Origin of the sequence: Psychrobacter pocilloporae (assembly GCF_029872915.1) — a bacterium.
Taxonomy (GTDB): Bacteria; Pseudomonadota; Gammaproteobacteria; order Pseudomonadales; family Moraxellaceae; genus Psychrobacter; species Psychrobacter pacificensis.
This window is the reverse complement of the sequence record NZ_PGFT01000001.1, coordinates 2494805-2509581: the sequence shown is the minus strand read 5'-3', so window position 1 is coordinate 2509581 and position 14777 is coordinate 2494805. Positions and strand designations below refer to the sequence as shown.

At 46.0% G+C, this 14777-nt stretch carries 16 protein-coding genes; 8 read left to right on the top strand and 8 right to left on the bottom strand.

Annotation, left to right across the window (positions count from 1 at the left end; all coding sequences use genetic code 11):
• Window positions 1-97 precede the first annotated feature (97 nt).
• Window positions 98-385 carry a DUF4031 domain-containing protein gene (locus CUR83_RS10690; RefSeq protein ID WP_284719629.1) on the top strand — a complete coding sequence of 96 codons (288 nt, stop codon included), beginning with the start codon at window positions 98-100 and terminating at the stop codon, window positions 383-385.
• A gap of 91 nt (window positions 386-476) precedes the next feature.
• Here the strand turns inward: CUR83_RS10690 and CUR83_RS10685 are convergent, their stop codons facing one another.
• Window positions 477-674 (bottom strand): DUF302 domain-containing protein, encoded by a 198-nt coding sequence (locus CUR83_RS10685; protein WP_284719628.1) that lies wholly within the window; start codon window positions 672-674, stop codon window positions 477-479.
• A 110-nt stretch (window positions 675-784) separates the two neighbouring features.
• Window positions 785-1651: a LysR family transcriptional regulator gene (locus CUR83_RS10680; protein WP_284719627.1), complete on the bottom strand. Its 867-nt coding sequence runs from the start codon at window positions 1649-1651 to the stop codon at window positions 785-787.
• A gap of 311 nt (window positions 1652-1962) precedes the next feature.
• Between CUR83_RS10680 and CUR83_RS10675 the strand changes: the two genes are divergently transcribed.
• Entirely contained in the window at window positions 1963-3072 is a 1110-nt protein-coding gene (locus CUR83_RS10675; protein WP_425301328.1) for an S-(hydroxymethyl)glutathione dehydrogenase/class III alcohol dehydrogenase, read from the top strand.
• Window positions 3073-3192: 120 nt separating this feature from the next.
• Here the strand turns inward: CUR83_RS10675 and CUR83_RS10670 are convergent, their stop codons facing one another.
• Window positions 3193-3846, bottom strand: a complete 654-nt coding sequence (locus CUR83_RS10670) for a DsbA family oxidoreductase (RefSeq protein WP_284719626.1) — start codon at window positions 3844-3846, stop codon at window positions 3193-3195.
• Between the two features lie 398 nt (window positions 3847-4244).
• Here CUR83_RS10670 and CUR83_RS10665 point away from each other — a divergent pair, with 398 nt between their 5' ends.
• The 6 genes from CUR83_RS10665 to CUR83_RS10640 all read left to right on the top strand — a co-directional run bounded on the left by CUR83_RS10665 (window position 4245) and on the right by CUR83_RS10640 (window position 11017).
• On the top strand, window positions 4245-4901 hold the full coding sequence (locus tag CUR83_RS10665; RefSeq protein ID WP_284719625.1) for a 2Fe-2S iron-sulfur cluster-binding protein: 657 nt from the start codon (window positions 4245-4247) through the stop codon (window positions 4899-4901).
• Window positions 4898-5890, top strand: coding sequence for an FAD binding domain-containing protein (locus CUR83_RS10660; RefSeq protein ID WP_284719624.1), 993 nt, complete (start codon window positions 4898-4900; stop codon window positions 5888-5890). The genes CUR83_RS10665 and CUR83_RS10660 overlap by 4 nt, the downstream gene beginning before the upstream one ends.
• Before the next feature lie 2 nt (window positions 5891-5892).
• Window positions 5893-8316, top strand: a complete 2424-nt coding sequence (locus CUR83_RS10655) for a molybdopterin cofactor-binding domain-containing protein (RefSeq protein ID WP_284719623.1) — start codon at window positions 5893-5895, stop codon at window positions 8314-8316.
• 124 nt (window positions 8317-8440) lie between these two features.
• The gene (locus CUR83_RS10650; protein WP_284719622.1) at window positions 8441-9724 is read left to right on the top strand and encodes an XdhC family protein; all 1284 of its coding nucleotides are present in this window, start codon (window positions 8441-8443) and stop codon (window positions 9722-9724) included.
• A complete protein-coding gene (locus CUR83_RS10645) occupies window positions 9721-10431 on the top strand; it encodes a nucleotidyltransferase family protein (RefSeq protein WP_284719621.1) in 711 nt (236 codons plus the stop codon). The genes CUR83_RS10650 and CUR83_RS10645 overlap by 4 nt, the downstream gene beginning before the upstream one ends.
• Before the next feature lie 16 nt (window positions 10432-10447).
• Window positions 10448-11017, top strand: coding sequence for a GNAT family N-acetyltransferase (locus tag CUR83_RS10640; RefSeq protein ID WP_284719620.1), 570 nt, complete (start codon window positions 10448-10450; stop codon window positions 11015-11017).
• 15 nt (window positions 11018-11032) lie between these two features.
• Here CUR83_RS10640 and CUR83_RS10635 read toward each other — a convergent pair whose 3' ends face one another.
• From CUR83_RS10635 to CUR83_RS10615, 5 genes are all read right to left on the bottom strand, one after another.
• Window positions 11033-11695 (bottom strand): class I SAM-dependent methyltransferase, encoded by a 663-nt coding sequence (locus CUR83_RS10635; RefSeq protein WP_284719619.1) that lies wholly within the window; start codon window positions 11693-11695, stop codon window positions 11033-11035.
• Between the two features lie 376 nt (window positions 11696-12071).
• On the bottom strand, window positions 12072-12686 hold the full coding sequence (locus CUR83_RS10630) for a hypothetical protein (RefSeq protein ID WP_284719618.1): 615 nt from the start codon (window positions 12684-12686) through the stop codon (window positions 12072-12074).
• Between the two features lie 67 nt (window positions 12687-12753).
• The gene (locus CUR83_RS10625; RefSeq protein WP_284719617.1) at window positions 12754-13383 is read right to left on the bottom strand and encodes a hypothetical protein; all 630 of its coding nucleotides are present in this window, start codon (window positions 13381-13383) and stop codon (window positions 12754-12756) included.
• A gap of 99 nt (window positions 13384-13482) precedes the next feature.
• Window positions 13483-14232, bottom strand: a complete 750-nt coding sequence (locus tag CUR83_RS10620; protein ID WP_075106833.1) for a PhnD/SsuA/transferrin family substrate-binding protein — start codon at window positions 14230-14232, stop codon at window positions 13483-13485.
• Window positions 14233-14235: 3 nt separating this feature from the next.
• Window positions 14236-14730, bottom strand: coding sequence for a PAS domain-containing protein (locus CUR83_RS10615; RefSeq protein WP_058024428.1), 495 nt, complete (start codon window positions 14728-14730; stop codon window positions 14236-14238).
• Between the last annotated feature and the right edge of the window lie 47 nt (window positions 14731-14777).

Here is a 14777-nt window from a genome sequence, read left to right as displayed (position 1 = left end):
CAATCACTTGGTATTGAGATTGGACGTCTTAATTATTATATGTCTGATAAATTGCTTTAGAACTGTTCAATAAAATGAGTTAGCAAGAGAGTGTAATATGGCGGTATATGTAGATTTTGTGCAGATAAAATTCAAAGGCTATAAATGGTGTCATATGCTTGCGGATAGTTTGCAAGAGCTGCATGATTTTGCAGCATTGATTGAGGTAGATCCACGTTTATTCCACCGCACCGCAAGCTACCCGCATTATGATATTACTGTGCAAATGCGCGAAACAGCCCTTGAGAATGGGGCACTGCCTGCCGACAGGAAAAAAATTATTGAGTGCGCCAAGAAGTTAAAAGTAGAGCTGCAGTCTGAAATATCGTTATCTGATAGTGACTGATGCAGCTTATAAGTTACACAAAGAAAAAGGTGGGTAGAGATTTTGCTCACCCACCTTTTTTTTGCTTAGATGATACTTTTCTGGTTTGGTATTATTTGGCAACTGCCGCCTTGCTGATCGCGTTGAGCGCTTTTGAGGCATTATCAAGCTCAGTATCACAGCCTTTGATATGGTGGCGTGTCTTTAGGTAGTCAGGATTGTTGTATGAGAGACATACCTTTTTATTGGCATCTTTGCTAATGAGGATTTTTTGTGGTAAATCAATGGCGACGGTTTGCTCGCAATTCATCAGAGACGATCTTAATTATGGCGATATCCTTGAGCGATTCATTAGTGAGTCATGGCGAATATCCATTGTGCGTCATCAGGTAGGGGATGGCAATATATTCCAATCGATCGTTATACCAAGCGCTCTGCCAAATAGTCGACCAGTAGTCTGATTTTTGGCGATAGTTGACGGTTGTGTGGATAGATGGCCCAAATGCTTTCTTTGGGTTCTCTATAGTCGTCGAGTACGCTCACCAACGCACCCGATGCCAGATGTTTTTGTACGTAGTAATCGGGCAGTTGTACGATACCCAGCCCTTTTAACGCCGCATCAACCAGACTATAACCGCTGTTGCACTGTATGGTACCAGAGACGCGCAAGTTCTTTTCTGTACCATCTTCGACAAAATGCCAATAGTCGCGTGTCCCTAGTAAACAGTTGTGCTGGCTGAGATCGTCAAGCGTGCGTGGTACCCCGTATTGATTGAGATAGGTTGGTGTCGCACAGACAAAATTGGTGCGCAGGCTAAGCTTTTTTGCCATCATCGTAGAGTCGCACAACTTGCCAATACGAATGGCCAAATCGTAGCCACCCTCGATTAAATCAATTTTTTGGTTACTCAAAAAAGCGGTCACCTCAATGTCCCGATATTGCATCATAAAATCATTGATTAAGGGCAGCAATTGTTGCTCGCCATAAGTCACAGGCGCGGTCAGTTTGATTCTGCCTTGAGGCTTTGATTGCAAATTGCTCACCGCTTGCTCAGCCGCGTTCAAACCATCGAGCACACTGCGGCAATGCTGATAAAACACGCGGCCCTCTTCGGTGAGTGAGACTTTACGCGTTGTACGATATAGCAGCTTGATCTTCAGTCGCTCCTCTAACGCACTAATCTGACGGCTGACTTGCGCAGTCGAGATACCAAGCGCTTTTGCAGCGCGCGTAAAGCTCCCGTACTCTGCCACACAGACAAACTCACTAATCCCTTCCCAGCGCATGATTATTACCAATATGTAAAAGATATTTGCAAATATAGCATATTGTTATCTTCTCAGAAATAAATATAATGGTTAGTATCAATGTAAATAGATGCTGCTTTATGGTCATCGATGCTTGCCTATATAGGGCAGGCAAGATAAGCTCAGTTTGTCTTTATCCGTTTTAGTCACAGAAATCGTGACGATTAAAACAAGCAGATAGCCTTATTGAACAAAAATAATGATTGGGCGTGAATGACGTTTTAAGTTTACGCTACGTTACAATCCATCGATAACAATCAAAAAGAGAGATTCCTATGTCAGATAAATTTATCAAATCAAAAGCCGCCGTCGCTTGGGGCCCAAAGCAGCCATTGTCTATCGAAGAAGTAGACGTCATGCTACCACGTAAAGGCGAAGTACTGGTAAAAATCGTGGCCAGTGGTGTCTGTCACACAGATGCGTTTACCTTATCTGGTGAAGACCCAGAAGGCGTATTCCCAGCGATTTTGGGTCATGAAGGTGGCGGTATCGTTGAGCAAGTCGGCGAAGGCGTAACCAGCGTTCAGGTCGGTGATCATGTCATTCCGTTATACACGGCAGAGTGCGGCGTTTGTAAAATGTGCCGCTCAGGCAAAACCAATCTTTGCTCAGCAGTACGCGAGACGCAAGGTAAAGGCTTGATGCCAGATGGCACGACGCGTTTTTACAAAGACGGCGAGCCTATCTATCACTATATGGGTTGCTCAACGTTTTCTGAGTACACGGTTTTACCAGAGATTTCTTTGGCTAAAGTCAATAAAGAGGCCCCACTAGAAGAAGTTTGTTTGCTTGGTTGCGGTGTTACCACAGGCATGGGTGCGGTCATGAATACGGCTAAAGTCGAAGAGGGCGCTACCGTTGCTATCTTTGGTCTAGGCGGCATTGGACTATCCGCAGTCATCGGTGCGGCGATGGCAAAAGCCAGCCGTATCATTGTGATTGATATTAACGAGAGCAAGTTTGAGTTGGCTAAAAAACTAGGCGCAACCGATTGCATCAATCCAAAAGACTACGACAAACCGATTCAAGAAGTTATTGTTGAGCTAACCGATGGCGGTGTGGATTATTCGTTTGAATGTATCGGTAACGTTGATGTCATGCGTTCAGCGCTAGAGTGCTGCCACAAAGGTTGGGGCGAGTCAGTCATCATCGGTGTCGCTGGTGCTGGACAAGAAATCTCAACCCGTCCATTCCAGTTAGTGACGGGTCGCGTCTGGAAAGGTTCAGCATTTGGTGGTGTGAAAGGCCGTACGGAGCTACCAGGTTATGTCGAGCGCTATCTGGCAGGTGAGATTCCTTTACAAGACTTTATCACACACACGATGCCAATAGAAGACGTGAACGAAGCGTTTGACTTAATGCACAAAGGCGAGAGCATTCGTACGGTTGTCAATTTCTAAGCGTCGTTACTGACAGTAATATCAAAATCACAGTTTTAACCTGATGACGCTACAATAAAAAAAGCTGCTTCAATTTTGAAGCAGCTTTTTTTTATTTTATTTTTTACAATGACAGACGGTTTAGTCAGTCATATTCGCCAATTGTTCTAATATGCTGATGTAATTTTCAACCCCTTGCGCACCGCTGACCAAATGACGCTCGTTGAAGATAATCGCCGGCACACTTTGAATGCCTTGCTGTTGCCAATGCTGTTCTTCTGCTCGCACTTCTTTTGCAAAGAACTGACCTTCTAGCACTGCCAGTGCCTCACTACGATCCAGTCCAGTCTCAGCTGCAATGTCAGCAAGCACATTGATATCGGAGATGTTTCTGTTATCGGTAAAATGTGCCGCAAATAACGCTTGTTTTAACTCATGCATATATCCTTGCTGGTCTGCAAAATGCAGCAGCTGATGCAGATTAAATGTATTGTGCATGCGAGTGTCATCATTGAAATTAAATTCAAAGCCAACTTCCTGTCCAGCTTCAGTCATTCTGACTCGGCTAGCATCTGACTCTTCTTTAGTCGAGCCATACTTTTCGATAATGTGCTCACGCAAGTTTTGCCCCTCGCTTGGCATATTGGGGTTTAATTCAAACGGATGCCAATGAATGGTGTGTTTTGTGTTGGTTTGCTCAAGTGCTGCTGCCAGCTGGCGATAGCCGATGACGCACCAAGGGCATACAACGTCTGAGACGATGTCTATTCGGAGTGGTTTTTCTGATGTGCTCATATATCCTCGCAGGCATTATTGTTTATTTTTTATGACGGTATTTTATAGCTAGACATATCAGCCAAAGCGTCTTGGTTGAATCAGCTTTGGATAATAACACTCAGTCAATATTAAGAGAATGAGGTCTATATTTAGGAGTTTGGTCAGTGATATCTAGTGATTATAAACCAATGAGCAGTATTGAGGTTTAGATAGGTAAATGATTATCAATAACTCTTCAGTCATTGCCGCCGCTCATATCCAAAATGCGAGTGGATTAGAAACTACACTCTAACCACTACAAAATAAAAACAAAACAAGTTTTTTGGTACGCCATAATGGATTTATTGCCGCCGTAGCTATGTAGCTAAAAGGCGCTTTTTTCACCCATTATATTCATCTGCCAGCGAGAAGCCAGCATGTCTACCTTGACGTTAACAATCAATAAGCAGGATTATCAGCTCGAGAATCTTGACGCCCGTACGACACTGCTCGACGTCTGTCGTCAACATTTACAAATTACTGGACCCAAAAAAGGCTGCGACCACGGCCAATGCGGTGCTTGTACCATGCTCATCAATGGTCGCCGAGTCAACTCTTGTCTCACACTTGCTATCATGTATGATGGTGATGAGATTACGACCATCGAAGGCATCGGTATGCCGGACTCACTATCGGCGCTGCAACAAGCCTTTAAAGATAACGATGCCTTTCAGTGCGGATATTGCACCCCAGGTCAAATTTGTTCAGCGACTGCCTTAATAGAAGAAGTAAAACAAAATTGGCCAAGCCATGTGAGTACAGACTTACAACATCCTGATAGCCTTCTGGTACAAGAAATCGCTGAGCGCATGAGTGGTAATGTCTGTCGCTGCTCCGCTTATCCCAATATCATCAAAGCCATCTCACAAGTGCTTGAGAATGAAGCATCAGCGTCTACTTCTAAAACAGTTGACAACGCTGCGCAAAACTCAAGCGTAACAGGTATTTGGTCACCGCCGTCAAGCGAGGCTCAGTTCCATAAAGCCTCAGCGAATAACAAAACAATAACAGGTAAGGCAGGAGACCACTCATGAAACGTTTTGAATATAGCCGCGCTGATGCACCTAAGCAAGCCGCAACCTCTGCTAGCAGCAAAGACGCTTCTTTTATCGCAGGTGGTACTAACTTATTAGATCTTATGAAACTAGAGATCGAAACCCCAATCAAACTGGTCGATATCACTCGTTTAGAATTAGAGCAAGTGGAAACGACTGCCGATGGTGGTTTACGTATTGGTACGCTTGTGACCAATAGCGATTTGGCCGCGCATCCTGAGGTGATTGCAAACTATCCAGTATTGTCCCGAGCTATCTTGGCAGGAGCGACTGGTCAGCTACGTAACAGAGCGACAACGGGCGGCAACTTTTTGCAGCGTACTCGTTGCTATTATTTTTATCAAACAGACAGCGCTTGTAATAAACGTGAACCGGGCACAGGATGTCCTGCTATCAACGGGGAGAACCGTACCCTAGCTGTCTTAGGTACCAGTGATTCATGTATTGCTCAGCACCCATCCGATATGGCAGTGGCAATGCGCTTACTGGATGCCAAGATAGAGACAGTTAAAGCAGATGGCTCGACTCGCGCTATCGATGTCAAAGATTTTTATTGTTTGCCAAAAGACACGCCGCATATCGAAAATGTGCTAGAAGCAGGCGAGCTGATTACTCATGTTGTATTACCTGCCCCTATTAAGGGCATGCATACCTATGACAAAGTGCGTGATCGCGCTTCTTACGCCTTTGCACTGGTATCTTGTGCCGCAGTCATCGATGCTGACGACAATGGCAACCTAAAGACAGTACGCTTGGCGTTCGGTGGCATCGGTACCAAGCCATGGCGTAATGAAGAGGTTGAGGCACTATTAACGGATACCGATGGCAATAGCGACGTTATCACGCAGGCCGCTGATCTATTATTGCGTGATGCCAAAGGTAATGGTCAGAACGACTTTAAAATACCGTTGACGCGTCGCCTACTAAAACAAGTTATTCAGCGCGCATTAGCGGGCGAGGGAGCATAATCATGGCACTATTAGAATCAATCACCCAGTCAGAACCAACCAAAAAACTGACCATGGATGAGCCTGTTGAAACGCTATTTAGCACAACGGCAAGCAAGTTAGTTGGTAAGCCAATCAACCGTGTTGATGGTTCCCTAAAGGTTAGCGGTCAAGCGAAATACAGTGCCGAAATACACTTGGACAATCAAGCCTATGGTGTATTGGTAGGCGCGACCATTGCTAAAGGTCAAATTGAGAGTATCGATAGTGACTCTCTAAAAGGCATTCCTAATATTATTAAAGTCGTGACCGATCCTGAGCACTTTTTGCGTAACTCTCAACAAGGGACAAAAACTAAAGCACCCAAGCAAGGGGTTAGCGAGATTTTTTATCATGGCCAGCCTATTGCTGTCGTGGTTGCTGAGACTTTTGAGGCGGCAAGAGAAGGCGCTAAAGCGCTGAAAGTGACTTATAAGGATGAGACTGACCAAGCGGCACTGAACTTTACCCAAGAGCTCTCTAACGCCCATGCGGTAGATGAAAAAAAAGGCTCTGATAAAAATAATGTCCAAGGCGATCCAGACCAAGGCTTAGCTGATGCGTCAGTGACCGTTGATCGCTTTTATCATACCCCAAGTCAAAGCAACTCTCCAATGGAGCCCCATGCAACGTTGGCTCATTGGGAAGGCGATAAGCTCGTTCTGTATACTTCCAATCAGATGCTCGCTTCTTGCAAACAGCAAGTCATGGATGCTCTGGACCTAAATGAAGATCAAGTACAACTGATCGCACACTATGTGGGTGGTGGGTTCGGTAGTAAGCTCGGTATTGCTCCTGAATCTATTGCAGCGGCGATTGCTGCAAAAGATCTGGGTCGTCCTGTGTTAATCACTATGACGCGTTCACAAGTGATGGAAGCAACGGTCAGACGTTCAAACACGCGTCAGCGTATCGCAATCGGCGCGAACAACGACGGCGTGATCGATACATTGATTCACGATACGATCTCTAGTAATTTGCCAGGTGAGGCTTTCTTTGAGCCAACTGCTCTATCTACGCACCATCTATATAGGGGCAAAAACCGCCGTGTGAATTATGAGATGGTAGACATGAACCAAGTGTTGTCAGGTTCTATGCGTGCGCCTGGCGAAGCGGTAGGTATGATCGCGCTTGAATGTGCCATGGATGAGCTTGCCACACAGTTGGATATTGATCCGGTTGAACTACGCCGTCGTAATGAGCCAGAGCAAGATCCGAGTAAAGATATTCCTTTCTCGACGCGCCAATTGATTGCCTGTATGGAACAAGGTGCTGAGCATTTTGGTTGGAGTGAGCGAAACGCCAAGCCTGCCAGTCAATTAGAAGGTGACTGGTGGATAGGTACAGGCATGGCGGCGGCTGCCCGTGGTAACCAACTACAGCCATCTGAAGCACGTGCAACCCTACAGGTAGATGAGTCAAAAGCACTTGGTATCAAAGCAGTTATCGAGACAGACATGACAGACATCGGTACAGGGTCTTATACGGTGTTTTCTCAGGTAGCGGCAGACCTGTTAGGACTGCCTATCGACCATGTTGAGATGAAACTAGGTGACACTGCATCGCCACCAGCATCAGGCTCAGGTGGCAGTTGGGGTGCTGCGAGTGCGGGTAGTGGTGTCTATCTTGCTTGTGAGCAGCTGCGTGAAATGCTAGCAGAAAAAGTTGGTCTGTATCCTGACAACATTCAGTTAGACAATGGTCAAATCAAGAAAACAGGCGAGCATGCTTTAACGGCAATGGAAGCTGCCAAAAAGAGCGGCCAATCATTTGCTGACAGCACTATTGATAAGCTATCGCAAACCACAGGTCTTTCACTATCAGGACAGTCAGCATCACAAAAGTATGATTTTGATAATACAGAGTCTTATGCGCTTGCGGATGTGGTCGCTGACTATGACGAGCAAAAAATCACTGCCAAAGGCCAGATAAAACCGGGTAAGAACGGTAAGAGCCATCGCCAAGCCTCTTTTGGTGCGAACTTCGCTGAAGTGGCGGTTCATAAAGTCACTGGTGAGATTCGGGTGAAACGTATGACAGGTGCATTTGCCGCTGGTCGTATTCTGAACCACAAAACTGCAACGTCGCAATGCTATGGCGGTATGGTGTTCGGTATTGGCTCAGCGTTGATGGAACAAGTGATTCATGACAAACGTGACGGTCGTCTCTGTAACCATGACCTTGCCGAGTATCATGTGCCAGTTAATGCGGACGTACCGCAGTTAGATGTCATATTGGTAGAAGAAGATGATCCTTATACCAATCCAATGCACATCAAAGGTATCGGTGAGACGGCTATTTCAGGTGCTGCTGCCGCGATTGCCAATGCTATCTATAATGCGGTCGGTGTGCGTGTTTATGACTTCCCGATTACCCTCGACAAGCTGCTTTATGAGATGCCAGAGTAGTTTTATCAGCTTATGTATGACAAGAACCCGCTTACTGAGCGGGTTTTTGTAACTGAGTCGGTAGTATATTTTATTACTAGCAAAAAATTCACTAACAAAAAACAATTATTAAATAAGAGGCATTATGAATCAAGTCGCTGACATTCTGAAGCTGGCAAGCGAGGCTCAGCAGCAAGGTGTTGATGCTGTATTGGCTACTGTCGTTCATACAGAAGGCTCAGCGTATCGCCGCGCTGGTGCCATGATGCTCATCTGTGAAGATGGTCGTTCAGTCGGAATGATCAGCGGTGGTTGCTTGGAGCCTCACATCATCAAACGTGCCTTTTGGCTCACGCGTGACGGTGCCAATGTGCAGGTTTATCAGACAGGTGATGACATTGAGTACGCTGATAATGGTCAAGCGCAGGTAGCGATCAACAAAGAAGCTGGCGATACAGACGATCTAGACGACTTGGATGGCATGGACTTTGATGAGTTGAATTTTGGGCTTGGCTGTAATGGACGTGTGCATGTGCTGTTTGAGCGTCTGGCAACAGCCGCACCATTTTTAGAGTCAGTGCGTCAGGTGCGACGTCATCAGCAGCCAGTTATGGTCGCTACTTTGATTCGCAACAACGGTTGTCAGAATACCGAGTTGCAAGTTGGCCTGCGTATCAATCTAGACGAATATCACAATTCGGAAAATTTACCAAAACAAGAGATAATAAACCCTTCGAATATAATGGCCGATATTGTAGAAAAGTTAGCAGAGTACAAGCTGTCTGAGAGCAATACTGAATACGTGACCATAAAAACGGACGAGGCAACCACCGAGTGGCTCGTACAACGCCTGCAACCACAATTGCGTTTATTAATTTGTGGCGCAGGTAATGATGTGATGCCATTGGTGACCATGGCCAAGCTACAAGATTGGCATGTCACGGTCATAGACAGTCGCGCGCAATATGCGACTCGTATGCGCTTTCCTCAGGCAGATGCAGTAATGTCATTATCTTTAGAGGACAGTGATACCCTGCTGACGCTGAGTAAAAATGCTGCGATCGCTCTTATGTCACATAGTCTGACCCAAGACCGCGCTCGTTTGGCGATACTATTAGCACATGCGCAAAACTATAGATACTTAGGACAGTTAGGGCCGCGCTATCGTACCGAACGCTTAATCAATGAGATAAGCGCTAACATGGATCATCCTGCTATCTTGGATACTGGCGTTCAAAAACTGCATTATCCGATTGGCTATAAGCTAGGAGGAGATGGTCCAGAGGCACTCGCACTGGGTATCATGGCACAGATAAATGCAGTCATGCACGATCAAACTGCATCAGTAGAAGGCTCTCACAGTAGGGTCTCGAATTCAGAAGCAAGCGTTGGTAATACGGATGCTGATATTGTGCCGAGTACCGTATGAGTAGTATCGTCTTAGAAGACAAGGACAGACAGGTGCAAAATCATGCGGTCATCATATTGGCAAGTGGCCTCAGTCAGCGCCTTGGCCAACCTAAGCAGCTGCTCGTTAAGAATGGCGAGCTATTAATCGTGCACATGATCCGATCGGCAGTGAGCACCAATGCGCAAGCCGTCATCGTTGTGATTCCTGATAAGCATCCTGCAGTTGCTAGTGTAGTTACAGAGTTGGCTGTGCAATATCCAGCGGTTCAAGCTGTAGTAAACCCAAAACCTGAAACTGGTATGGCGGACAGTTTGCGTTTGGGTATTGAGAGCATTGCGGGTCTTGGAAATTCGTCAATCGAGCGCGTGCTTATCATGGGGGTTGATCAGGTTCTATTAGATCAGTCGCATTTAATGGCTTTGCTGGCTGGTGAACAGTCTGTGGTAGCCAGCAGTTATCATAGCTGGACGTATTCAGATGAATTAAGCGCTACAGAGCCAAAAAATATCATCGGCTTACCGCTAGTGATTGATACAGGTTTACTCAGACAATGGCAAACTGAATTGACAGGTGATAAAGGCTTGCGTCATTTAATCAGAGCATTACCGCCAAGCCAAATACATACAGTGATCAATAAGCAGCTCAGTTATGATATCGATACGCCAGCACAGCTAGCGTTTGCTCAAAAAAAAGGCTGGCTTGATCAGCACTCTGAACGAATATGAATAGTAAGCGACTGACATGACAAGCATGATAGCAACCAAGCGTCTCTACCTAAGACAGTGGCAAGCAAGTGATCTTGCGCTGTTTGCCGAGATGAATGCTGATCCTGAAGTGATGGCTTATTTTCCCAAGTTATTAACCCCTGCATTGAGTAATACCATTGCCAATAAGTGTCAAAAATTGATTGAAGAGCATGGCTGGGGATTTTGGGCGGTGGCTCGTAAAGATAGCGCAGATAAAAGCGATGATTTTATCGGTATGGTTGGGTTAAATAACGCGCATGCTGATATGCCGTTTTCTCCTGCTGTTGAGATTGGTTGGCGTTTGCACAAGGATTATTGGGGGCTAGGCTATGCCACCGAGGCGGCGCGTGCAGCGTTGGATTTTGCGTTTACCGAACTGGCACTTGAGGACGTGGTGTCATTTACGGCGGTTATCAATAAGCGCTCGCAAAAGCTTATGCAGTGTCTTGGTATGACTGATACGCAGGACAACTTCTCTCATCCGATGCTCGATGCTGAGCATCGACTGGCTGAGCATGTGCTGTACAAGATTACGCGTCAAGAGTGGCAAGCCCTTATAGTATAACGGACTCTATTTATATCATACGGCCGATCTTGAAAACGTCAAAATATGCTCCTTAAACGGCAACGCTAGATAAGTCGTATTGTCAGGTTTGACGTGCTTGCTACTAAAGCAAAACTCAATCATCTTATTGGTTAGCTTGTTTTTACGCCCGCGTCCAGGGTTAACGACGATGACCTCACAAGTTGGCAGCGCATGACGTTCGATAAACTCAGCCAATATCCCAATATGTTGGTCTTCGTAGAGCAAGTCACTGCCGATAATGATATCAAACTTGCCAAGATGGCTGTTATCCTCTGACCAGTCTAAATGCTCAAAATTGATGCCTCTGTTATTATTCAGTGTGGTATTTCTATCAAGGAAATACTCAACGGTCGGATGATAGTCGGTCGCTGTGATGTCAGCATGTCTATGATTGAGCAGCAAACTTGATAGCGCCATGCCGCAGCCCACCTCCAAAATTCGTTTGCCCGCGATATCGTAATCAAGCATGTGATTGGCCAGCACCAAGCTTGACGGCCATATCACCCCAAACATCGGCCAAGAAGCAGAGCAAATACCCAAATTTAATGCCTCATCATCAGGATCGCTAAATTGCTGATTGTCACGCAGGGTGCAAACGTCAGTATTGCCAATTTCGATCGTTTGATAGCGCACGCGCACGGTGGTCAGCGAAGTCATAAACTGTCCTAAAAAATAAGCAAAAGTGCAAGGTTTGGCAAAGGTTGCCACTGTCGATGAGGTAGGACGTTGGAATGGGGTATCTAAATCTTAGAAATGGTAGAAAATGAGCGTTTGTAGAAACTATTGTTTTAGAAAAGACTAGGCAGCGCCAAGAAAAGCGTCTTACAAGTGTGAGGAGAGTATGACTTAAACGATGACAAGTTATTGTTAATTCTGAAGGTATTGTTATTGCTGGATAAAAGGGCTGGTGAAAGCGGACGGTAAAAGAAGCGCATGAGAGATGTTGAGTGGCTTTTATGCTGGCATGATAGGCTTGTCGTTTATTTTGACAAGCCCATACAAGAGAGGATTAAAGCTGGCGTGTGCTGCTGAATCAATTTAGAAATTTGAGTCCAGAGGTCTTGAGCGCCCAGACCAGCTCTACAAAGGCGCGACTGTTGGTTAAGGGTTCGCCATCGATGATGAGCACATAACCTGCGCCATCGATCCATAAAAACACAAAGCTGGTCTCAGGTATGAGCAAGTCGACTTGCTGAAAAAACGAGATCGCTTGACTCTCTACTGCCCAGCCGCGTTGTTTTTGGCGCAGCATAAAGCCGGAAAAGTCAGCAGCAGCGACACTGAGCATGTCCGCTTCTTCTTGACTATAACCAATCCGAGCCAGACAAAACCCTTCATCAGAGCCAATTGCGGCACGGCGTTTGCCAGATAAGCTCGCGACTACGTAAGGCAAAAACTGATCCAATGGTAGATTGGGCGCTGGCAAAAGCAAAGACAGTTTTTCAATCCAGCCTTGCTCGATAAAGCTTTGTAGCCATATATCAGAATAATGCTGCAACCAATCAGCAGCAAGCAGCGTCTGTCCATAAGACAACAAGTCTTGTAGCGCCAACTGCTCGTCAGTCGGCTCATTCTGTGAAAACGCCTCAAAAATACCAGCAGGCGTTAAGGTTAGATAGGTCTTATCGGCATTCAAATAAGAAGACATAGCGGCTACCTTAGCGATGAAAAAGTGGTAAAAAGTGATAGAAGTTAAGTTATAAACGCATGACAGTTTATGATGTCGTGGTAGGCTTGATGGTCTGATCCAAATGCTGTTGGCAGTTATCCCAGCGTTGATCAAATTGCCAATCACTTTTGCCCAAGCTAAACCATACTAAGGAAAATGCCAGACGATCGTTGCGCGCCGTACAGTAGGCAAAAAACTCATTTTCAATTTGCTCAAGCGTGCCCCAGTCTTGATCCGCACGTGCTTGCAGCAGCTCAGCGGTGATGTCTTTAGCGATTTCTTTCGCATCATCGCTACTGATGCGCAGTCGTTGTTTTTGCTCATTGAGCGACGGTGATACCAAAACGCTCCAGCGAGTGGCCAGCATACTATTGCGCTGAATATAGCTTTTTTTATCAATACAATCGCGAAACCCTTGCTTGGCCTCAGGGGTCAAACGGTCTTTGATACGCGTAAACAAATTATTGACATCGTATGGAATGTCAAACCAGCACCCATAGAAAAAGTCTGCTACCGCGCCCTGTAGGGGTTCTTTTTCGGTGAGTAATAAGGCGGCGTTGATGCGCTGCTCATGAAAGTAACGGTTGTTGGGTGCCAAAAACACTTTGCGTGAATAAAACCGAAAGACTCGGTGCGCCACTTTCTCGTTTTCTTTGATCAGGTCTGAGTCAGACATAATGGTCTCCTTGTGTCATAGCCGTGACGACAACCAGCGCCTCAGGCTATGAGCTCATTCAGCAAAACAACCTCTGATAATATGAGTGTCAATGAGTCATCAATCCAGCAATGTCTGCATCAAATCAATCATAAATTCAGCATCCTCTTCACTCATTGCCTCAAACCCTTCAGGCATACCAAGCTCAGTTAAGGCTTCTTTTCCATCATCATCGCTATGCAAATCCAGAATGGCTTCTATAAAAATTTGCGCATCTGGAAAGTCGTCTTTGATGAGAAGGACGTGGCTTATGTCTGCCAGATCACTTTCAATCAATACTGAGAGCTGAGCTTTGGTCAAGCGTGAGAAGCTGTGAAAAATCTCCGCCAAGAAAAACGCCGCTTGGGCATCGCCTTTGATGACTTTACGAGCAGCTGCTTGATAGGTCTCAGTGATATCCCAGTTGAGGTCAGATTCTTCTATATCGACAGCTTCGAGCAGGCGCAAACCGATCAGCTTGACGTCTCGATTGTCTGCCATCGCAACGGTTGCGCCTTTATGGATATCGTCTAAGTGATTGATGTCGCTATTGGCCGCCGCGGCAATGACCATCTCATCAGATTTGCCAATGGGACGTGCAACTGCACGGTAGCCTTGCTCACGGATGAGGGCAGCGGCATCAAAAGGGTTGGCGTAGATAATTTGAATATCACCTGCCTCAATCAAGGTCTCTTGCTCAGCATGTGAGGCTGGGATATTGAGGTGCATGTTTAGGTTGGCACGCTTTTGAATCAAGGTGTTAAACATATGCCAGCCAGCAAAGCGCTCAGGCGAAAAATCAGGGGCGATTAACATATTGTGTGTCGTCATGATTTAGCCTTCCTCATCTTGTTTCATTTGGGCGTACTGAGCCATTGCCGCTTCGATTTTACTGCGTGATGGCTTACGGCGTACTGAAGTGTATCCTACAGTTTCGCCGCGGCGAACATTGGGCACGACCGTGGCATATACCCAGTAGTGACTGCCGTCTTTGCATAAATTTTTGACATAGCCATGCCATTTTTGTCCAGACTCAGCAGTATCCCACAGGTCTTTGTAAGCGGCTTTTGGCATATCAGGATGACGCAGAATATAGTGCTGTTGACCGATGAGCTCATCGACGTGGTAGCCACTAATCTCAACAAAGGCGTCGTTGACGTGAGTGATAATGCCGTCTAAATCGGTACGTGAGACAATGAGCTTACCATCTGGGTAGGGACGCTCTACACCTGTATCATAGACAGTCCGAGAGGTGCCATCATGATAGGTCAGGGTGATTTGCTCAGCAGGCAGGTCAGGCTTGTGTGCATCAGGGATTGGAGAACCCATGGTCATCTCCTTCGTTGGTCGTTATATTTATAATGAGTAAAATCGAG